Source organism: Halopseudomonas pertucinogena (assembly GCF_014646575.1).
In the GTDB taxonomy this organism is placed as follows: Bacteria; Pseudomonadota; Gammaproteobacteria; order Pseudomonadales; family Pseudomonadaceae; genus Halopseudomonas; species Halopseudomonas pertucinogena.
In genome coordinates this window covers 22272-43197 of sequence record NZ_BMNN01000004.1, presented here as the reverse complement: position 1 = coordinate 43197, position 20926 = coordinate 22272, and the positions used below count along the sequence as shown (strand labels likewise).

General features: G+C 62.7%; 18 protein-coding genes and 2 riboswitches. Of the genes, 7 read left to right on the top strand and 11 right to left on the bottom strand.

What is annotated here, in order from left to right:
• Window position 1 precedes the first annotated feature (1 nt).
• From ntrC to glnA, 4 genes are all read right to left on the bottom strand, one after another.
• Window positions 2-1435, bottom strand: coding sequence for a nitrogen regulation protein NR(I) (ntrC, locus tag IEW63_RS09670; protein ID WP_188636424.1), 1434 nt, complete (start codon window positions 1433-1435; stop codon window positions 2-4).
• Window positions 1432-2508, bottom strand: a complete 1077-nt coding sequence (gene glnL / locus IEW63_RS09665) for a nitrogen regulation protein NR(II) (RefSeq protein ID WP_188636423.1) — start codon at window positions 2506-2508, stop codon at window positions 1432-1434. The genes ntrC and glnL overlap by 4 nt, the downstream gene beginning before the upstream one ends.
• A gap of 201 nt (window positions 2509-2709) precedes the next feature.
• Window positions 2710-3336, bottom strand: coding sequence for a DUF4124 domain-containing protein (locus IEW63_RS09660; RefSeq protein WP_188636422.1), 627 nt, complete (start codon window positions 3334-3336; stop codon window positions 2710-2712).
• Between the two features lie 217 nt (window positions 3337-3553).
• Entirely contained in the window at window positions 3554-4957 is a 1404-nt protein-coding gene (gene glnA, locus IEW63_RS09655; RefSeq protein WP_188636421.1) for a glutamate--ammonia ligase, read from the bottom strand.
• A 315-nt stretch (window positions 4958-5272) separates the two neighbouring features.
• Between glnA and thiI the strand changes: the two genes are divergently transcribed.
• The 3 genes from thiI to IEW63_RS09640 all read left to right on the top strand — a co-directional run bounded on the left by thiI (window position 5273) and on the right by IEW63_RS09640 (window position 9215).
• A complete protein-coding gene (gene thiI, locus IEW63_RS09650; protein ID WP_188636420.1) occupies window positions 5273-6727 on the top strand; it encodes a tRNA uracil 4-sulfurtransferase ThiI in 1455 nt (484 codons plus the stop codon).
• 118 nt (window positions 6728-6845) lie between these two features.
• Complete coding sequence (gene typA / locus IEW63_RS09645) at window positions 6846-8657, top strand: translational GTPase TypA (protein ID WP_188636419.1); 1812 nt, start codon at window positions 6846-6848, stop codon at window positions 8655-8657.
• 162 nt (window positions 8658-8819) lie between these two features.
• The gene (locus IEW63_RS09640) at window positions 8820-9215 is read left to right on the top strand and encodes a DUF1801 domain-containing protein (RefSeq protein WP_229710437.1); all 396 of its coding nucleotides are present in this window, start codon (window positions 8820-8822) and stop codon (window positions 9213-9215) included.
• A gap of 16 nt (window positions 9216-9231) precedes the next feature.
• Here the strand turns inward: IEW63_RS09640 and IEW63_RS09635 are convergent, their stop codons facing one another.
• The gene (locus IEW63_RS09635; RefSeq protein WP_188636418.1) at window positions 9232-10134 is read right to left on the bottom strand and encodes an NAD(P)/FAD-dependent oxidoreductase; all 903 of its coding nucleotides are present in this window, start codon (window positions 10132-10134) and stop codon (window positions 9232-9234) included.
• A 188-nt stretch (window positions 10135-10322) separates the two neighbouring features.
• Between IEW63_RS09635 and IEW63_RS14720 the strand changes: the two genes are divergently transcribed.
• The gene (locus IEW63_RS14720) at window positions 10323-10454 is read left to right on the top strand and encodes a hypothetical protein (RefSeq protein ID WP_272872589.1); all 132 of its coding nucleotides are present in this window, start codon (window positions 10323-10325) and stop codon (window positions 10452-10454) included.
• A gap of 110 nt (window positions 10455-10564) precedes the next feature.
• Here the strand turns inward: IEW63_RS14720 and IEW63_RS09630 are convergent, their stop codons facing one another.
• Entirely contained in the window at window positions 10565-11914 is a 1350-nt protein-coding gene (locus tag IEW63_RS09630) for a KamA family radical SAM protein (RefSeq protein WP_188636417.1), read from the bottom strand.
• A gap of 300 nt (window positions 11915-12214) precedes the next feature.
• Between IEW63_RS09630 and IEW63_RS09625 the strand changes: the two genes are divergently transcribed.
• Window positions 12215-12844, top strand: coding sequence for an NAD(P)H-binding protein (locus IEW63_RS09625; RefSeq protein WP_188636416.1), 630 nt, complete (start codon window positions 12215-12217; stop codon window positions 12842-12844).
• A 94-nt stretch (window positions 12845-12938) separates the two neighbouring features.
• On the opposite strand, the gene IEW63_RS09620 is transcribed toward IEW63_RS09625, so the two are convergent.
• From IEW63_RS09620 to IEW63_RS09610, 3 genes are all read right to left on the bottom strand, one after another.
• Window positions 12939-14177, bottom strand: coding sequence for a serine hydrolase domain-containing protein (locus IEW63_RS09620; RefSeq protein ID WP_188636415.1), 1239 nt, complete (start codon window positions 14175-14177; stop codon window positions 12939-12941).
• 80 nt (window positions 14178-14257) lie between these two features.
• A complete protein-coding gene (locus IEW63_RS09615) occupies window positions 14258-15070 on the bottom strand; it encodes a TIGR03915 family putative DNA repair protein (RefSeq protein WP_188636414.1) in 813 nt (270 codons plus the stop codon).
• A 2-nt stretch (window positions 15071-15072) separates the two neighbouring features.
• Complete coding sequence (locus IEW63_RS09610; protein WP_229710436.1) at window positions 15073-16314, bottom strand: putative DNA modification/repair radical SAM protein; 1242 nt, start codon at window positions 16312-16314, stop codon at window positions 15073-15075.
• Window positions 16315-16480: 166 nt separating this feature from the next.
• Between IEW63_RS09610 and IEW63_RS09605 the strand changes: the two genes are divergently transcribed.
• Complete coding sequence (locus IEW63_RS09605; RefSeq protein ID WP_188636413.1) at window positions 16481-17731, top strand: DUF2254 domain-containing protein; 1251 nt, start codon at window positions 16481-16483, stop codon at window positions 17729-17731.
• A gap of 56 nt (window positions 17732-17787) precedes the next feature.
• Here the strand turns inward: IEW63_RS09605 and IEW63_RS09600 are convergent, their stop codons facing one another.
• Both IEW63_RS09600 and IEW63_RS09595 read right to left on the bottom strand, forming a co-directional pair.
• Window positions 17788-19287: a catalase gene (locus IEW63_RS09600; RefSeq protein WP_188636412.1), complete on the bottom strand. Its 1500-nt coding sequence runs from the start codon at window positions 19285-19287 to the stop codon at window positions 17788-17790.
• A gap of 135 nt (window positions 19288-19422) precedes the next feature.
• The gene (locus IEW63_RS09595) at window positions 19423-20043 is read right to left on the bottom strand and encodes a trimeric intracellular cation channel family protein (RefSeq protein WP_188636411.1); all 621 of its coding nucleotides are present in this window, start codon (window positions 20041-20043) and stop codon (window positions 19423-19425) included.
• 23 nt (window positions 20044-20066) lie between these two features.
• A riboswitch (glycine riboswitch) is annotated at window positions 20067-20163 on the bottom strand.
• Between the two features lie 35 nt (window positions 20164-20198).
• Window positions 20199-20288: riboswitch (glycine riboswitch) on the bottom strand.
• A gap of 98 nt (window positions 20289-20386) precedes the next feature.
• Here IEW63_RS09595 and IEW63_RS09590 point away from each other — a divergent pair.
• Window positions 20387-20923 (top strand): DUF924 family protein, encoded by a 537-nt coding sequence (locus IEW63_RS09590; RefSeq protein WP_188636410.1) that lies wholly within the window; start codon window positions 20387-20389, stop codon window positions 20921-20923.
• Window positions 20924-20926 lie beyond the last annotated feature (3 nt).

Sequence of the window (20926 nt, the reverse complement as noted above, 5' to 3'; positions counted from 1 at the left end):
TTCACTCGCCACTGTCGTCCTCGGTATCCGCTACATTCATCCCCAGCTCCTTTATCTTGCGGGTCAGGGTATTGCGGCCCCAGCCCAGCAGCAAGGCTGCATCACGCCGGCGCCCGGCGCTGTGCTTGAGGGCGGTCTCGATCATGACCCGCTCGAATGCCGGCACTGCCTCGTCCAGCAGATTGCGAACGCCCCGGGTCAGCTGCTGGTCGGCCCAGTTGCGCAGGCTCTGCTCCCAGTTGCTGTCGCTGGGGGTGCCCTGGTGCTGCGCCAGCAGCTCCGGTGGCAGGTCGTCGACCAGCACCTCACGGCCGGACGCCATGACGGTAATCCAGCGGCAGGTGTTTTCCAGCTGGCGCACATTGCCGGGCCAGGGCAGGGCCTTGAGGTATTCTTCGGTCTGGGGCCTGAGCACCTTGGGCTCCACCGCCAGCTCCTTTGCGGCCCGGGCAAGGAAATGCCTGGCCAGGGTGGGAATATCCTCGCGACGTTCCGCCAGAGTCGGGATATGAATGCGGATCACGTTCAGCCGGTGGAACAGGTCCTCGCGGAACTTGCCGGCCTGCACCAGCGCTTCCAGATCCTGATGGGTAGCGGCAATGATGCGCACATCTACCTTGATCGGCGCGTGGCCGCCGACCCGGTAGAACTCGCCATCGGCCAGCACCCGCAGCAACCGGGTCTGGGTTTCGGCCGGCATGTCGCCGATCTCGTCGAGAAACAGCGTGCCGCCGTCGGCCTGCTCGAAGCGCCCGCGCCGTTGCAGTGCGGCGCCGGTGAAAGCCCCCTTCTCGTGACCGAACAGCTCGGACTCCATCAGCTCGCGGGGGATGGCCGCCATGTTCAGGGCGATGAAGGAGCCTCGGGAGCGGGGACTGTGGCGGTGCAGGGCATGGGCGACCAGCTCCTTGCCGGTACCGGACTCGCCGTTGATCAGCACCGTGATGTTGGAGTGCGACAGCCTGCCGATAGCGCGGAACACCTCCTGCATGGCCGGCGCCTCGCCGATGATTTCCGGGGTGTGCGCCAGCCCGCCTCCGGTGCTGCCGGCCTCCTGTTCGCTGCTGTGCGCCAGCGCACGGCGCACCAGTGCCACCGCCTCGTCGACGTCGAACGGCTTGGGCAGATATTCGAAGGCGCCCCCCTGATAGGAGGCCACCGCACTGTCCAGATCGGAGTGTGCCGTGATGATGATAACCGGCAGCCCCGGGTGCAGCTCGCGGACGCTGGCCAGCAGCTCCAGTCCGCTGCTGCCGGGCATGCGGATATCGCTGATCAGCACATCGGGACGCTGCTGGCGGCGCAGCCGCGCCACGGCGCTGTCGGCATTGTCGAAACATACCGTCTGCAGGCCATCCTGCTGCAGGGCCTTTTCCAGTACCCAGCGGATGGAGCGATCGTCATCAACGATCCAGACATTGGCGGATGGATTCATTCATGGTCCCCGGTGATGGGTAGGAAAAGGGTGAAGGTGGTATGCCCGGGCACGCTGTCACACTCGATCAGCCCCTGGTGTCGGCTGACGATGGTCTGGGTAATCGACAGACCCAGCCCCGTCCCGTCGGCGCGGCCGCTGACCATGGGGTAGAAGATGCTGTCGAGGATGGCCGGCGGAATGCCCGGTCCGTTGTCGCTGATCTCCAGCCGGCATACCAGCCGGTGGCGCCGCGAGCCGATGGTGAACTGGCGCAGGGTACGGGTGCGCAGGGTGATGCGGCCACGGCGGTCATCGGTGGCCGACATGATCGCCTGCATCGCGTTACGGACGATGTTCAGCACCGCCTGGATCAGCTGTTCCCGATCACCCGGCAGGTCGGGAATGCTCGGATCGTAGTCACGGTGGATATCCAGACTGCCCAGGGTCTCGGCTTCCACCAGGCTGCATACATGCTCGGTGATCTCGTGGATATTGATCGGCATCAGTCGTGGCGGCTGGTAGGGGCCGAGCATGCGGTCGACCAGGTTTCGCAGTCGGTCTGCTTCCTGGATGATGACATCGGTGTAATCGCTCAATGCCGGCTCGACCAGTTCCCGGGCCAGCAGCTGCGCTGCGCCTCGAATGCCACCCAGCGGATTCTTGATCTCGTGGGCCAGCCCGCGTATCAGTACCCGGGTGACCTCCTGCTTGGTGACCTGGGCCTCTTCTCTGGTAATGCGCAGCAGGCGGTCGCGGGGCAGGATCTCCAGCAGTATCCACTGCCTGTCCAGCGCCGGCATGGGCGTGACCGAATAATCGGCCATCAGACACTGACCGGTGCTCAGGTTGAGCTGGGCTTCGCGCTTGGTGAAGGGGTGGCCGCTGCTGATGGCGCTGCGCAGCGACTCCATGGTTTCGCTGGCGTCGCTGAACAGGCTGGAGATACGCTGGCCATTGACCCGCTGACCGCTGACCTCCAGCAGCATTTCTGCGGCGGGATTCATGTAACTCACGCGCAGGGGGGCGTCCAGCAGCAGTACCGCCGTGGTCAGGTTATCCAGTATCTGTCGGAGGAATTGCTCGGGCGGCATAGAAATCGTCCAGCCGGAAACGGTTCATGGATCTTTGCAAGAAGCGAACCAGAGTGGCGCAACAGACCGCAATCAGGCGGCGCGCCCGGGAGCCCGCCACCGCAGCGCGGGCCCGCCGGGTCGGATTGATGCCCTGCGGGAAACTATCGCACAAAAAGAGGGCGCGCGCCCCATGATGGTGCAGCGCCTGTTCAATGAATATCAGCCGCCGCTGCCGGGACGGGCCGGGGTAGGGGCGCGAGGGGCAGCCGGTGCACGGGGAGCCTGGTTGGCGCCGACGCGTCCCGGCTGATTGACCGAGGTGCGCTGCACATGCACGGTGATGGGCGTGCTGCGCTGGATTTCTTCACCCCGTGCATCCACTACTACCGCAGCCACTTCATGGGTGCCACGATCGACATTGTGCACGGTCAGCTGGTGCATCCCGCCACCGGTGCCGGGCAGTCCCGCCTGACTCACCACCCCGTCCAGCGCGACCTTCAGCAGGTGGCTGCCGCTCAGTGGCGGATCGGTGACTATCGTCAGGGTCAGCTCGCCCTCATTGCTGCGGATGGCGCTGTCATGGGTCGGATTGGTGATTGCCAGCTGCTGATAGGCATTGCCCGGCTCGGATGACGACGGGTCATCCCGCTCGGCCCGCGGTGCGTCGGTCACAGGCGGTGGCTGCACGACGTTGGTGGGCTTGAGCTCGACGGTGCTGGCGCCGGGGCGGGGCTGGTCGGAGTACACTCGATTGCCTTCCGCATCGGTCCAGGAGTAGATCTGCGCGGCGGCAGGGCCAGCCAGCAGTGTCAGCAGACAGAACAGCGGCAGTATCGGACGCAACATGGCTTTTTGACTCCCGGGGAAATAACCCAAGCGTTGCACTCAACGGCCGTTGTGGCAAGTGACGCGCAGCAGCGTGCGACGCCGTTCGCACCCGCAGCAGAGCCGATGGTCGAAAACCTCGAAAAATGGAAAGCGGTTTCTCAGAACGCCCATCCCCGGCCTGGGCCGGGGATGGGTGAGCCGGATCCTGCGAGTCCGGCCAGAGGTACCTGCTGAATTACACGCTGTAATACAGCTCGTATTCCAGCGGGTGGACGAAGGTGCGCACCTTGAGCTCTTCGGCCGCCTTCAGCTCGATGAAGGCATCGATGAAGGTGTCGGTGAATACGCCGCCCTTGGTCAGGAAGGCACGGTCGGCATCGAGCGCTTCCAGTGCCTCCTTCAGGCTGCCGCAGACCTGCGGGATTTCCCTTGCCTCTTCCGGAGGAAGGTCATACAGGTTCTTGTCCGCGGCATCGCCGGGGTGGATCTTGTTCTGGATGCCGTCCAGACCGGCCATCAGCAGCGCAGCGAAGGCCAGGTAGGGGTTGGCAGCCGGGTCCGGGAAGCGCGCCTCGATGCGGCGGGCCTTCGGGCTGGTCACGTAGGGGATGCGGATCGACGCGGAGCGGTTGCGGGCCGAGTAAGCGAGCATCACCGGTGCTTCGAAGCCGGGCACCAGACGCTTGTAGGAGTTGGTGGACGGGTTGGTGAAGGCGTTCAGCGCCTTGCCGTGCTTGATGATGCCGCCGATGAAGTACAGCGCGGTATCGGACAGGCCGGCATAGCCTTCGCCGGCGAAGGTGTTCTTGCCGTCCTTGCTGATGGACATGTGCACATGCATGCCGGAGCCGTTGTCGCCGTACAGGGGTTTGGGCATGAAGGTCGCGGTCTTGCCGTAGGCATCGGCCACGTTGTGCACCACATACTTCAGGTTCTGCACCTCGTCGGCCTTGGCCACCAGGGTGTTGAACTGCACGCCGATCTCGTTCTGGCCGGCGGTAGCCACCTCGTGGTGGTGCACCTCGACGGTCTGGCCCATTTCCTCCAGCGCGTTGCACATGGCGGTACGGATCTCGTGGTCATGGTCTACCGGCGGCACCGGGAAGTAGCCGCCCTTGACGCCCGGACGGTGACCCTTGTTGCCGGTCTCGAAGGAGCTGTCGGTATTCCAGGAGGCCTGCTCGGAGTAGATCTTGAACATGGAGCCGGAGATGTCGGACTTGAACTTCACCTCGTCGAAGATGAAGAACTCGGGCTCGGGGCCGAAGAAGGCGGTATCGCCGATGCCGGTGGACTTCAGGTACTCCTCGGCCATCCGGGCGATGCTGCGCGGGTCGCGCTCGTAGCGCTGCATGGTCGACGGCTCGATGATGTCGCAGACCAAAATCAGGGTAGGCTCCTCGGTGAAGGGGTCCAGTACCGCAGTGCTGTCATCGGGCATGAGAATCATGTCGGACGCTTCGATACCCTTCCAGCCGGCGATGGAGGAGCCGTCGAACATCTTGCCTTCTTCGAAGAACTCTTCGTTGACGTCGCGGGCGGGCATGGTGACATGCTGCTGCTTGCCTTTGGTATCGGTGAAGCGCAGGTCAACCCACTTCACGTCAAATTCGTTGATCAGTTGGATCGCTTTCGACATGCTGTTCTCCAGAAGGACTCATATTCCAGGTGGTGCCTGGCGGTTATCTCGGTAGTGTCGCGGAACGCATTCCGCCGGTTCGTCGTCCATCCAATAGCCAGCAAAAGCTGTGCCATCATTCCCTGGTTGCCGAAACCCATCTCCGACCTGACGCAGACGTGCTGTGCAGATATTGCGGCACATTATTGCGCACTTGAACGGTGCGTGGAACCGCGGCCATGCACCATATTAGCGCGCCTGTCCGCAAACCGCGCAGTTATGGCCCGGCCTCGGTATAATGGCCGGTTTTCGCCGCCCCGACTGCTGAATCTCTCTATGAAACTGATCATCAAATTCTTTGCCGAAGTCACCATCAAGTCGCCCCAGGTGCGCAAGCGCTTCGTCAGCCAGCTGCGCAAGAACCTGAAGGTACTGCTGCGCGCCATTGACCCGGAAATCCGTCTCACCGGCACCTGGGACAGCCTGGAGGTAGTGGTCGGTGACGATACGGCGGTGCAGACACAGGTGCTGGAGCGGCTGAAGAACACCCCGGGCATCAACCATATCCATGAGGTGCGCGAATATCCGCTGGGCACCATCGAGGAGCTCGGTCAGCTGTGTGCCGAGCTGTTCGCCGATCAGTTGACGGGCAGGACGTTCGCCGTGCGCTGCAAGCGGGTCGGCAATCACCCCTTCACCTCGAACGAGGTGGCCCGGGATGTCGGCGCCTATCTGCTGACCCACACCGATGTGAGCGGCGTGTCGCTGAAGGAGCCGGAGGTGACCGTGCAGGTGGAGATCCGCCAGCAGCGGGTATTTCTGATCCGGGCGCGGCACGAAGGTATCGGCGGTTTCCCGCTGGGGACCATGGAGCCGGTACTGAGCCTGATGTCCGGCGGCTTCGACTCCACCGTCGCCAGCTACCAGATGCTGCAACGGGGCATCCTGCCCCATTTCGTGTTCTTCAACCTCGGCGGGCGTGCCCACGAACTGGGCGTGCGTCAGGTGGCGCACTATCTGTGGGAGAAATACGCCGCCAGCCACCGCCTGCGCTTCATCAGTGTGCCCTTCGAGGGCGTGGTCGCCGAAATCCTGCAGAACGTCGACAACAGCCAGATGGGCGTGGTGCTCAAGCGCATGATGCTGCGCGCCGCCAGCCGCATCGCCCACCGCCGCGGCTTCCATGCGCTGGTCACCGGCGAGGCCATTGCTCAGGTGTCCAGCCAGACCCTGCCCAACCTGGCCGCCATCGACCAGGTGTGCGACATGATGGTGCTGCGCCCGCTGATCACCACCAGCAAGACCGAGATCATCCGCACCGCCCGGCGCATCGGTACCGAGGCCTTCTCCAGCAGCATGCCGGAATATTGCGGGGTGATCTCCGTCAGTCCGGATATCCATACCAACGTGCGCAAGGTGGAGGCCGCCGAGGCCGGCTTCGACTTCAGCGTGCTGGATGAAGCCATCGAACAGGCCACCTCCACCGATTGCTGCGATCTGGAGCTGGAAATGGACGGCTCCGAAGTGGAGACCGTGGAGCAGGCGCTGACCGGGCAGGTGGTACTGGATATCCGCGCGCCCGATGAAGAAGAAGCCCGTCCGCTGGAACTGGAAGGAGTGGAAGTGCTCAAGGTGCCCTTCTATCAGCTCAGCAGCCGATTCGCCGAACTGGATGCCGCCCGGGCCTATCTGCTGTATTGCGAGAAGGGCGTGATGAGTCAGTTGCATGCCCAGTATCTGCTGGATCAAGGGCACGACAACGTGCGGGTATTACGCCTGCCGCGGCGCTGAATCTACCGGCGGTCCGACCAATTCGTACAAAAAACAGACACTGGACACCGGTGTCTGTATAATGCGTGCCTCTTTTAAGACAGGCGCGCCTGTCCTTGCGTACTCCAGGATGACCCCAGTGATCGAGAATCTCCGTAATATCGCCATCATCGCCCACGTTGACCACGGCAAGACCACGCTGGTTGACATGTTGCTGCGCCTCTCCGGCACGCTCGACCGCAAGGAAGCGGAAAACGAACGCGTGATGGACTCCAACGATCAGGAGAAGGAACGCGGGATCACCATCCTGGCGAAGAACACCGCGCTGAAGTGGAAGGACTACAACATCAACATCGTCGACACCCCCGGCCACGCCGATTTCGGTGGTGAAGTCGAGCGCGTGATGAGCATGGTCGACTGCGTACTGCTGGTGGTCGACTCCATCGACGGTCCGATGCCGCAGACCCGCTTCGTGACCCAGAAGGCCTTCCAGGCCGGTCTGAACCCGATCGTGGTGGTGAACAAGATCGACCGCCCGGGCGCCCGTCCGGACTGGGTCGTGGACCAGATCTTCGACCTGTTCGACAACCTGGGTGCCAACGAGGAGCAGCTGGACTTTCCGATCGTCTACGCCAGTGCCCTCAACGGCATCGCTGGCATGGACCACGAGAACCTCGACGACAACATGGACGCCCTGTTCCAGGCCATCGTCGATCATGTGCCGGCGCCCAGCGTCGACCTGGACGGCCCGTTCCAGATGCAGATCTCCCAGCTGGACTACAACAGCTTCCTCGGCGTGATCGGGGTGGGCCGCATCAACCGCGGCAAGGTCAAGACCAATACCCCGGTGGTCGCCATCGGTGCCGACGGCAAGAAGCGCCAGGGTCGCATCCTCAAGATCATGGGCCACCATGGTCTGCAGCGCGTGGAAGTGGAAGAAGCCCAGGCCGGTGACATCGTCTGTGTCAGCGGCATGGACGAGCTGTTCATCTCCGACACCCTGTGCGACATGAACAACGTCGAAGCCCTGCCGCCGCTGACCGTGGACGAGCCCACCGTGTCCATGACCTTCCAGGTCAATGACTCGCCCTTCGCCGGCAAGGAAGGCAAGTTCGTCACCAGTCGGAACATCAAGGAGCGTCTGGAGAAGGAGCTGCTGCACAACGTGGCCCTGCGCGTCGAGGAAGGTGACTCCGCGGACAAGTTCAAGGTCTCCGGCCGTGGCGAGCTGCACCTGTCGGTACTGATCGAGACCATGCGCCGCGAAGGCTTCGAGCTGGCCATCGGCCGTCCGGAAGTGGTGATCCGCGAGATCGACGGCGAGAAGCAGGAGCCCTACGAGAACGTCATCATCGACATCGAAGAGCAGCACCAGGGCGCCTTGATGGAACAGATGGGTCTGCGCAAGGGTGATCTGACCGACATGGCACCGGATGGCAAGGGCCGTATCCGCCTGGAATACACCATTCCGGCGCGCGGCCTGATAGGCTTCCGTAACAGCTTCCTGACCATGACCTCGGGCACCGGCATCCTGGCCTCCACCTTCAGCCACTACGGCCCGATCAAGGGTGGCGACGTAGCCCACCGCCAGAACGGCGTACTGGTGTCCATGGCCACCGGCAAGGCGTTGACCTACTCGCTGGAAACCCTGCAGGAGCGCGGCAAGCTGTTCCTCGACCCGGGTCAGGATATCTACGAAGGTCAGGTCATCGGCATCCACAGCCGCGACAACGACCTGGTGGTGAACCCGACCAAGGCCAAGAAGCTCGACAACATGCGCGCTTCCGGCAAGGACGATACCGTCCAGCTGACCCCGCCGGTCCGCTTCACCCTGGAACAGGCGCTGGAGTTCATCGATGACGACGAGCTGGTAGAAGTGACGCCCAAGTCGATCCGCATCCGCAAGAAGCTGCTCGACGAAAACCAGCGCAAGCGCGCCGCTAAGAACTGATCGCCCGCCGGTAAGCACAAGCCCCCGACGCGTACGCCTAGGGGGCTTTTTTTGCCTGCTCGACCCGCGCTGGTATCAGCTACCGTAACTCCTCATCACACCAGCTAAACTGCCGTAACACATATTGCCCCGGCTGGTGCCGGCGAGTTACGGAGACCCTCCATGAAAACTCATAAGCCGCTTTCCACGAAAAAGCCACCGGCGCCCGAGGAAGATCATCAGCTCATCGAAGACTGGATAGCGGATGCCAGGCCTGCCGTGAACCCCGTCCTCAAGGCATTGGACAAGCAGATCGGTAGTGAGCTGAAGAATCCCCGTTACGCAATCAAGTGGGGCAAGGCCTATTACGGCTCGCCCGGGCGGGGCTGGTGTATCGAGGTGGCGGCCTACGACATTTCGGCCAATATCGTGTTTCTCAATGGCAACCGGCTTGATCCGCCGCCGGAGCTGGGGGACGAAACGCGGTATGTGAAGATCAGGAAGCCTGAAGAGCTCGAGTCTTCCCGGTTGCGGGAATGGATCAGGCAGTCGTGCAGCAACTCGGGGTGGGGCTGGTGAGCGAGCCGGCGTGACCTCACCAGGGAGGCTCCAGGCTGTTATGCACGGCAGTCGCTGCGATGGCAGCCTGACCGGTAGCAACGCAGATCTGTCGCAGGCCATCCACCACGTCTCCCGCCGCGTAGAGTCCTTTCACTGACGTCTGTTGGTGGCTATCGACCACCAGCGACCCCGCTTCGTTACATGCCGCCCCCAGCGTGCAGGCCAACGAGGCCCGGCAGGTACTGCCCATCACGGGATAAACCAGGTCGAAGACTCTGCGTCCCGACTCAACCATGACCTCCACCTTGTCTTCAGCGGTCACCCGCATGGCCCTGGTGTCGCCAGTCATTACCTCGATACCGAGCTGTTCCGCACGGGCCGCCGCCTCCGGTCGCACCTCCTCGCTGCCCTGGGTCAGTACGGTTACCCGAGAGGTGAAGGTACGCAGAAAAGCCGCATGCCCAATGGCATTGTTTGCCTCGCCATACACGGCGATGTCGTCCCCATCGACCTCGTAACCATCGCAGATTGCACAGAGCCTGACGATACCCGCCGTAATAGCCTGACCCACATCCGGTATATCCGGCAGGGCATCGTCAATACCCGTGGCGAGGATCACCCGGCGCGCCAGCAGCTGTCGGTCGCCAACCGTCGCCAGAAACCCATCACCATGGCTGTCCAGGCCGTCCACCTGGCCCTGCTCCAGGCATGCACCGTAGCCCACGGCCTGCTCGCGCAGACGGGCCAGCAGATCGGGGCCGGAGATACCCGGCGGAAAGCCGGGGTAGTTATGACTCTTCGGAATGTACGAAGCACGGCTGGCGCCGGCATCCAGCACCAGGCAGCGCCGGCGAAATCGCGCGAGATAGATGGCAGCAGTGAGGCCTGCGGGCCCGCCGCCGATAATCAGGCAATCGAGGGTCGGCAGATCTGGCATGAGTGGCTCCCTGGGTAGCGTCACCAGTAGAAAATACTTGCCGACAGAAGTTCGGGCAGTTTGAGAAAAGGCCGATATTTGCTTCGCTGCCGAAGCGCTGCTAGACAGGGTAGGGAGGCACTGGCATTCGCGTTGTTAAAGGCGCAGGGACGCCGGGCACCATCCTGAGTACAACGAAGGAGAAGAATATGGGCATCAAAACCGGTCCCAAGAGAACCGCCGAATCGACGGGCAAGCCCGATAAGCGTCAGCGGGACAATAAAGGCACCCCGGGTAACGAGTCGTCCCTCAAGCCGCATAAGCACAAGAAGGGCGACTAACGCCGGTACCGTACACGTGTGGCTGACGAGTGGGCAGGCTCGCTGCACTGGAGGTGCTTCGATGATCAACCCGGGCTGAAAGGGAGCTCGCCCGGGCCGGTATTGGCTGCCTAGTCCTCTTCGAAGAAGAAGCGTTCTTCCCCGAAGGCCGGGCGCAGGTGGTTGAGCCAGGTGGCCTTGTCGTCGTAGCGGGCGAAGAAGGGCCGTTGCACCCAGTCCGGGTTGCGGCCCTGGATCATTCTCAGCGCGAGCACCTTCTCGCCGTTGATTTCAGTCACTCCCTGAATTTCCACTTTGCCTGGCTCCGAGCTCATGGAAGGGCCCCGGGCGGTGCGGGCGATCCCGGACACGCGCTGGATGGCGTCACGGTAGATCTCCCAGGCGCGTACCAGTGGCACCTCGAAGTAATGCCGGGCGCCGGTGTCCCGTTCCACGAACATGTAGTAGGGGATGATCCCCAGCTCTACCTGTGTCTGCCACAGGCGGGCCCAGACCGCCGGGTCGTCGTTGATATGCGCCAGCAGCGGCCCCTGAGCCCGGATCTGGGCGCCGGTGGCGCGGATCCGGCGGATGGCTTCACGGGCTATTTCCGGCTCCAGCTCCCGCCAGTGGTTGTAGTGCGCCATCAGCGCCAGGTGTTTGCCCGCGGCCTGGATTTCCTCGAACAGGGCCAGCAGGTCGTCCGCGTCCTCGTCGGTGACAAAGCGCTGGGGCCAGAAACTCAGTGCCTTGCTGCCGATGCGGATGGTGCGCACATGATCGAATTCCGGACTGAGCAGTGGCTCGAGGCAGGCGCGCAGGTTGCGGGTCTTCATGACCAGCGGATCGCCGCCAGTGACCAGCACGTCGGTGACCTGAGGGTGGGCCCGCAGGTAATCGCAGAGCTGGCTGGATTCCTTGGCGGCGATGCGCAGGTCCTTGTCCCCGACAAACTGCGCCCAGCGGAAGCAGAAGGTGCAATAACTGTGGCAGACCTGACCGGAGCTGGGGAAGAACAGCACCGTTTCACGGTACTTGTGCTGGATGCCTTCGACCCGCTCCCCGTCGAGCTGGGGGATGTTGTGTTCCAGTTGACCCGCCGGATGCGGGTTCAGCTCGTTGCGGACGTCCGCCACCAGGGCATTGAACCGTTCGGCGGGCCATTCCTCCCGCAGCGCCTGCGCCACGCGGTCAAAGTGCTCCGGACGCAGCATGCCCCGCTGGGGGAAGGTAAGTTGAAACAACGGGTCGTTCGGGACGGCTGACCAGTCGATCAGCTGCTCTATCACGTATTGGTTGACTCTGAACGGCAGCACACTGGCCACCACCCGCATATCGAAGCGCTGCTCCTCGGAGAGCTGGCGCAGCTGGGGGATCTGGTCAAGTTGGCGGGCGGTAAAGACCCGGAACCGTTCAGCCTTGAACGAATGGACGGTAGGCGTTATATCGCGGACCGCCACTGCAGAATCATGTGTTTTCATCTTTAGAGCTGTTATCTATCTTTTAGTCAGAGCCGAGGCAGGCAGGCGCGAGAAAGCCTGGGTAATGCAGAAAGTCGTTTCGTTCAACCAGTATATGGTTGGAAACTGACCGGCTTCGGCTATCAGGTTTATCTGAGGGGAGTGTTCAGCAGAACTGCATGAAAGGATACAGCAGTAAGCAATTGCTTGTCCAAAATGACCTATGCCACAGCGCGGCGCGGGACGGGCTTTGATCCAGCTGGCTGTGTGATCATCGGTGTGATTCAGATAGATTGACGCGACTGCGAGAGAGGGATCCAGATGAAGATTCTGTTGGTTGGTGCAACCGGTCTGGTGGGCAGCCATGTGCTGAAGCGCGCGCTGGCGGATCAGCGAGTCACCAGGGTGGTGGCGCCAGCCCGGCGCAACCTGACTGAACACCCGAAGCTTGAAGCGCCGCTGGTGGACTTCGAGCACCTGCCCGCCGATGCTTCCTGGTGGCAGGCTGATGCGGTGATCTGCACCCTCGGCACCACCATGAAGCAGGCTGGGTCGCGGGAGGCTTTCCGTCAGGTGGATCACCATTATCCGCTGGCGGTGGCGCATCTTGCCCGGCGCCACGGCACGCCCACCTACGTGCTCAATTCAGCGGTGGGCGCCAGCAGCGCGTCGCGCTTTTTCTATAACAGGGTCAAGGGTGCGCTGGAGGATGATCTGGCCACCTGCGGCTTTGCTTCCCTTACCTTCGTGCGTCCCGGTCTGATCAGTGGGCCGCGCCAGCAGTTCCGCGCCGGGGAGCGGGCAGCGGAGTGCGTGCTGGCCTTGCTGGGCCCGGTATTGCCTCGGCGGATGCGGGTCAATCCGGCGGATAACATTGCCCGTGCCCTGCTGGACGCGGCGATCGAGGCGAAGCCGGGGGTGAATGTCATCGGCTCGGAGGCGCTGGCCTGAGGGCAGCATCCTGTCACAAGCCCATCTATCAGCTGGAGCAGCCCACCGACTTCAGCAGATGAGACGGTGGCTGCGTCCGGAGCGCGAGTTCGGCTCAGCGCTCCCCAAACAGAATATGACTCACCGTCCCGTGCACTACCCGTGAGTGGCGATAGTCGGTGTTCTGCATCATCCCCAGCACGATCCGGTTGTTGCTCGGGTCGACCCACATCCAGGGGCCCTGGATACCCCACCACCAGTAGGTGCCCACCGGCAGATGCCCGGCCGCGGTACTGTCATTGACCACGGCCACGTTCAGGCCGAAGCGGTTGCCCGGTGCCCAGCTGGGGCCGGCGACCTCAGCCGGGAGCTGGTCGCGGCTCATCTCGGCGATGGACTCGGCGGAGACGATGCGCACCCCGTCCAGCTCGCCGCCGTTGAGCAGCATGCGGGCGAAGCGCAGATAGTCGTCCATGCTGGAGATCAGGCCGCTGCCGCCCTGGATCAGGGTCGGCTTGCTCAGATACTGGCTGTTGTCCTGCGGCTCCAGTCCGCTGTCGCCGGCTTTGTAGGATACGGCCAGCCGCGGCGCCTGGTCGGCACTGGCGTGGTAGCCAGTGTCCTTCATGCCCAGCGGCTTGAAAATGTGCTCGGCGACGAACTGGTCATAGGGCTGGCCGCTGACGACCTCGACCACGCGGGCCTGGATGTCCACCGACAGGCTGTAGTTCCACACCGTCCCGGGCTGGTTCATCAGCGGTAATCTGGCAAGCTTGCCGACCATCTGCTCCAGTGTCTGTTCGGTATTGAACAGGTCGGCCTTGAGGTACAGGGTGTCGACCTGGGACTGGCTGAATACTCCGTAGCTGAAGCCGGCGGTCTGGTTCATCAGCTCGCGCAGGGTAGGGGCATGGGTTGGCTCGGTGGTTTGCGGAATGCCATCAGGGCCGTCGGCCACTGCTACCCGCAGATTGGCGAATTCCGGCAGGTATTTCTCCAGCGGATCATCCAGCGACAGCTTGCCCTGTTCCTGCAGCATCAGCATGGCGATGCTGGTTACCGGTTTGGTCAGGGAGAAGATCTTGTACAGGCTGTCCTCGGCCAGCGGGACCTCACCGGCGATGTCCTGATAACCGTGCTGGCTGCGGTGCAGCAGCTTGCCGTCCTGCTCGACCAGTATCGCGATGCCGGCCAGGCGGCCTTCGTTCACTTCCTTCTGCAATGCCGCTTCCAGAAGCCTGAAGCGTTCCGGGGCGATGGACGGGGCGGGTGTCTCGGCATGCAGGGCGGCGCTGAACAGCAGGCAGGCGGACAGCCAGAGGGAGAACAGGGCGCGATGAGTGAGCTTGGTCATGACAGGTTTTCTTGTTGTTTGGTGGGTGACACACAATAGCATTCTGCTACGTCGGGCAGAAGATGCAGCGTGGCGTGCCGCTAACGGCGCGAACGCAGATCTATATCCACAGGCTGCGCGCCGTTGCGCGGCTGCTTTTCCGACAGGTATTTCCAGTACCGCTTGGGCAGCTGGCGCAGGTGGTGCTTCCGGTTGGCGCGCGCCTTGATGTTCACCGAATCGAAATAGGTTTTCCACAATCCCTGAAAGGCCTGTTCCTGCTCGTCCAGCATGGCTTCGTTCAGCTGCGCCCGGCGGGTGTCCAGCAGACCGTCCAGGGAGGCGATCAGCCGTACCGTTACGCCATCGTAGGCGATGCCGTATTGGCGGCGCACGTCGAAGATGTGCCAGCGCATGTCGGCGAAGCGGCGCACGAAATGATCATCAAGTAGCGGAACCACGTCGAAGTCCGGGTCGATCAGGGCGTAATACGCGCCGTCATGGGCCTTCTGAAAGCGGATGAAGGCATGCATGCGGTGGATCTCCCGGCTCATCATCTTGCGGATCTGGGCGGCGCGCAGTACGTCGCTGTCCGCATAGTTGCCGAGAAACCCGGCGCTCTTCACCCGCATCAGCTTCCGGATCAGCCGCCAGACCAGCAGATTGGCGTCGTCGAACTCGGAGAGAAAGATCATCAGGCACAGCCGGCTGGCCTTGTCATCACTGACCGTATCGATGCCCCTGAGTACCCGCAGGGCAATCTCTTCGTCCGTTGTTATCTCGATGATGTCGTCGAACAGGTTGGTCTGGTACACCGCCGCATCGACGATGGCGGTGGGCATGGAGCAACTGTAGGAAGCGAACACGGCGCACAGCAGCCCCTCGAAGCTGCCATCGGTCACGTAAATACTCATGGTTAACCGAACAGGCTCAGCTGAGGCGATTCGAGGGGGCGGCTGGCGGGTGCGATCAGTTCGCTGCGCAGGCGCGGGGTGTCCCAGTCCGGCGCGGCGGTAAGGCCCGGGCAGCTGATGAAGTAGCGGGCCCGCCTGGTCGCCACGCCCAGGGCCTTGAGGTTGTCCCAGGTGATGCGCTGGAAGCGCCGGGCGCTGACGATCTTCCTTGCTGACTTCACGCCGATACCGGGTACACGCAGGATCATCTCGTAGTCGGCGCGGTTGATATCCACAGGGAAGGCCTGTGGGTTGCGCAGGGCGTAGCCCAGCTTGGGGTCGACTTCCAGATCCAGGTCGGGCGCTTCGGGGGTGACGATCTCGTCCAGCGAGAACCTGTAGAAGCGCAGCAGCCAGTCCGCCTGGTAGACCCGATTCTCGCGGAGCAATGGCGGGGCGCTCACGCTCGGTACCCTATCGTCCGTGGCGATGGGCACGTACCCGGAGTAGTACACGCGTTTGAGCTTCTGCTGCTTGTACAGACCATCGGCCAGATTGAGGATCTGCCAGTCGCTGTCGGGGGACGCGCCGACAATCAGCTGGGTACTCTGCCCGGCGGGCATGAATCTGGGCGCGCTGCGGATCACCTTGCGCTCGTCCACCAGCCGGATGCGCTCCTCGCTGAGGAAGTTCATCGGTGTGATGATGTCGCTGTAGTTCTTTTCCGGCGCGACCTTCTGCAGGCTGGGCTCGGAGGGGATCTCGATGTTCACGCTGAGTCGGTCGGCATACAGGCCGGCCTCGTGCAGCAGGTCCTCGCTGGCGCCCGGAATGGCCTTGATGTGGATATAACCGTTGAAGTTGTGCTCGTTGCGCAGGGTCCTGGCTACGCGCACCAGCTTTTCCATGGTGGCGTCGGCGCTCTTGAAGATCCCCGAACTGAGAAAAAGCCCCTCAATAAAGTTGCGCCGATAGAAGTTCAGCGTCAGCGCGACCACCTCCTGCACGGTGAAGCTGGCGCGCTGCACATCATTACTGCGACGGCTGACGCAATAGGCGCAGTCATAGATGCAGACGTTGGAGAACAGGATCTTGAGCAGGGAGACGCAGCGGCCGTCCTCGGTATAGCTGTGGCAGATGCCCATGCCATCAGAATTGCCCAGGCCCTTGTCCTTGTTGGCCCGCTTGCTGCCGCTCGACGAGCAGGAGGCGTCGTACTTTGCCGCATCGGCAAGGATGGATAACTTTTCGGAAACGGAAGCCATAATGCACCTAGCTGTATATGCGTACAGTATAGCTCGGTGAAAAGTGTCGGCAAATATCGAGCCGCTATATGGTCGCGGCGCAACCCGGACGCCAGAGCATGATCTGCCTCCCTCTTTCACACCCTGCTGCTAACCTCTGATTAACGAAACGGGAGGAGAGGTGGCGGTGAACTACTGGCGCTGGATATTCGAGCGGGTGCGGCGGCAACTGTGGTGGCGAGTGGTGGCGTACGGTCTGGCAGGAATGCTGACGGCCATCGTGGCGCTGCTGGTGGAGGAATACTTTCTCTGGGAGCTGCCCTTCGACCTCAGCCCGGATGCGGTGGAAAGCCTGCTGACCATCATTGCCTCGAGCATGCTGGCGGTGACCACCTTCTCCCTGGGCGTCATGACCTCGGCCTTCAGTGCGGCCACCACCAACGTGACGCCCCGGGCCACCAAACTGCTGATGGAGGACGAGCTGACCAACAGCGTGCTGTCCACCTTCATCGGCGCCTTCATCTTCGGCGTGGTCGGCATCATAGTGCTGAAGACCGGCTCCTATGGTGAGCGAGGGCGAGTGGTGCTGTTCCTGATCACCATTGTGGTCATCGCCCTGGTGGTGATCCAGTTGCTGCGCTGGATCAACCACCTGATCTCCCTGGGCCGGGTAGGGGCCACCATCGATCGGGTCGAGGAGGCCACCCGGACTGCGCTGGTGGAGCGTCTGGCGGTGCCCTATCTGGGCGCCAGACCCTGGCACGATACCAGTGCCGTGCCAGAGGGCACCATCCCGGTGCATGCACGCTCCATCGGCTATATCCAGTTCATTGATGTACGCATGATCTCGCACTTGTGTGAAGAGGCTGGGTGCGACGCCTATCTGCCCTGCAATCCCGGTACCTTTGTGTTCGAAGATACAGTCATGGCCTGGGTGCACACGCCCGACGAGCTGCCGGAACATTTGCTGGGCAAGATAGCCAGCCACTTCGTGATCGCCACCAACCGCAGCTTCGAGCAGGACCCGCGCTTTGGTCTGGCGGTGATGGCTGAGGTGGGCTCGCGCGCCTTGCCGCCGACGAACAATGATCCGGGCACGGCCATCGATGTGATCGGCCGTCTGACCCGGCTGCTGGCGCTCTGGGCCGAGGGACGGGACGACGTGGCGGTGGATTTCCCCCGGCTGCATCTGCACCCGTTGCAGGAGGCGGATCTGTTCGAGGATGCCTTTATGCTGATCGCCCGGGATGGGGCGGAGCTGGTCGAGGTGCAGTTGCGCCTGCAGAAGTCGCTGGCGGCACTGCAGCGTCTGGGTAGCCCGAGCTTCCGCGCGGCGGCAGCAGCGCAGTCAGTGCTTGCGCTGGAGCGCAGCGACCAGGCTCTGACCTGCGAGACCGATAGGCACCGACTGCGCGAGCTGGTGGCGCAGGCTGATTAGAGCGGAAATGAAAAGGGCCGGCATTGCGCAGGCCCCTTTCAGGATGAGCCAGGCTATCAGGCCTCGCCCATGCCCTCCGCCGGTTGACCGGCGCTGCCGCTGCGGACCTTCTCCTCGATCCGCCGGCCGACATCGGGATCGATGCTCTTCCAGTAATCGAATGCCCGCTCCAGCACGGGGCTGCGCACGCCGCCGAGCAGGCTGCCGGCGACCTGGTCGACCAGCCGATCACGCTGGGCGTCGTCGAACACGTCGCGCACCATGGTGCCCGGCTGGCTGAAGTCATCATCCTCGGAGTGCAGGTTGTAGGCGCTGCGTACCATGTCGCCGTCCGCTTCCCAGCCGTCTTCCATCTTGCCGGTCGTGTCGGCCCAGCTGCGGCCTTCGCTGTTGGTCGCGTACACCGGAGCATTACCGCTGTGCTCGTAGGTCATGTGGCCGTCAAACATGTAAGTGTTGACCGGCACCTTGGGGCGGTTCACCGGCAGCTGATGGAAATTGGTGCCGATGCGGTTGCGCTGCGCGTCGTTGTAGGCGAACGCACGGCCCAGCAGCATCTTGTCCGGAGACAGGCCGATGCCCGGTACGGTGTTGCCGGGGGAGAAGGCCGCCTGCTCGATCTGGGCGAAGAAGTTGTCCGGGTTGCGGTTCAGGGTCATCCTGCCGACCCTGATCAGCGGATAGTCCTTGTGCGGCCAGACCTTGGTCAGGTCGAAGGGGTTGAAGCGGTAGGTCTTCGCCTCTTCATAGGGCATGACCTGTACCGACAGCGTCCAGCTCGGGTGCTCGCCACGGGCGATTGCCTCGAACAGGTCACGGCGATGGAAGTCCGCGTCCTTGCCGGCCATATCGGCGGCTTCGGCGTTGTTGAAAAACTCCATGCCCTGATCGGTATGGAAATGGTACTTGACCCAGAAACGGTCGCCGGCGGCGTTGATCCACATGTAGGTGTGCGAGCCGTAACCGTTCATGTGACGCCAGGTGCGCGGCAGGCCGCGATCGCCCATCAGGTAGGTGACCTGGTGTGCCGATTCCGGATTGTTGGTCCAGAAGTCCCACTGCATGTGGTTGTCGCGCAGGCCGGAGTCGGGCAGACGCTTCTGGCTGCGGATGAAATGCGGGAACTTCATCGGATCGCGGACGAAGAAAATGGGTGTGTTGTTGCCCACCAGATCGTAGTTGCCTTCGCTGGTGTAGAACTTCAGCGAGAAGCCGCGCACGTCGCGCCAGGTATCCGGGCTGCCCATCTCACCGGCCACGGTGGAGAAGCGCGCCAGCATCTCGGTCTGCGCGCCTTTCTGGAACAGTGCGGCCTTGGTGTAGGCCGAGACGTCCTCGGTGGTTTCGAACATACCGAAGGCGCCGGCGCCCTTGGCATGGGGCTGGCGCTCGGGCACCTTCTCCCGGTTAAAATGCGCCATCTGCTCGAGGAAGTGCACATCGTGCAGCACGATCGGGCCGTTGGCACCGATGGTCAGCGAGTTGCGGTCACTGGGAGCCGGCGCTCCGGTACTCATGGTCGAGCCGGTGGCGGACTTGTTGGTGGGGTCGGTCATACCGAATTCTCCTGGTCAGGCAGTTGACGGAGCCATCATGGCGGGTCGTCTTTACTGTAGACCATACCGCTGCGTTGGGAACCGCTCTCTTTATTACTAGTTACGAGGCGCGCTGGTTCTCCGCATGGCGGACCTTCAATCGTTCCAGCGCCCCGGGGCGTAGGAGAACACCGGCAGGGACCAGTGCCAGCGGATGGCCGCCAGGCGGATGGCCAGCCCGAAGGAGAAGGAGGCGATCATGTTGATGTCCTCGTTCACCTCGAAATGGCGCAGGGTCAGGTAGAGGATGGCCACCGCCAGCGACACGCTCGCGTACAGCTCCTTGCGCAGCACCATGGGCGTGCGGTTGCACAGGATATCCCGCAGGATGCCACCGAAGATACCGGTGGTCATACCGGCCATGATCACCACCGTGGTGGTGTAACCCAGGTTCAGCGCGACGTTGCAGCCGATGATGGTGAAGGCGATCAGGCCCATGGCATCGAGCACCAGGAAGATCGAGTGCAGGCGGTGCATGTAGCGGGCGACCAGCATGGTCAGCAGACCGGCGGAGATGGTCAGGTGGATGTACATCGGATGCTGGGTCCAGGTGACCGGATAGTTGCCCAGCAGCATGTCGCGGACGGTACCGCCACCCAGGGCGGTGATGAAGGCGATGAAACCGACACCGAACATGTCCATGTTGCGCCGACCGGCGGCCAGGGCGCCGGACATGGCTTCGGCAGTGATTGCGATCAGATAGATGTAAAGAAGCACACAGGTATCCTCGTAACTGTGTCGCCTCTCCCCCTGTCCTTTTACCTGAGAGTTTACGCAGTCAGCGACTGCTTGCCCCTTCGGTGGGTTGCAAGGCAACCTCTCTCCAGCTGGCGGTACGGTTGCGTTGCCTACATGGTAGCAACGGTTTCCGGATCTGATTCGCAGTAACTTGTGCCTGAGCGATTATGGGAGTTTGCGCCTTCGGCGGGAGCAGTGAAGCTCCTCTCTCCTGCGAGCCGGCGATTATACATCAAGCCTCGGCCATGGATAGCCCGGCTCGCCGGGCGGCAGCGGAGCAGATTGTTTACACTGGGTAAGCCCAGGCGAGCGGAGGTAGGACATGCATCAGGCGATACTGGAATTCTGGTTCGAGGAGCTCAAGCCGGCCAACTGGTGGGAAAAGAGTCCGCGACTGGATGACACCATCCGCCAGCGCTTCGGTGAGCTCCATCGGCGGGCGGCCGGCGGCGAGCTGTGGCACTGGCGCGGCAGCGCGGAAGGGCGACTGGCGGAAATCATCATCCTGGATCAGTTCTCCCGCAACCTGTACCGCGACCGGCCAGAGGCCTTTGCCCAGGACGGCATGGCGCTGGTGCTGGCGCAGGAGGCGATCAGCCTCGGGCTGGATGAAGAGCTGCCGGTGGTGCAACGTGCCTTCCTGTACATGCCCTTCATGCACAGCGAATCCCTGGCGATTCATGATCGGGCGGTGAAGCTGTTCGACGTGCCGGGTATGGAGAGCAGTCTGGATTACGAACACCGCCACCGGGATATCATCCTGCGCTTCGGCCGCTACCCCCATCGCAATGCGATTCTCGGGCGAGCTTCCACGGAGGAGGAACAGCAGTTTCTCCGCCAGCCGGGCTCGTCGTTCTGATGT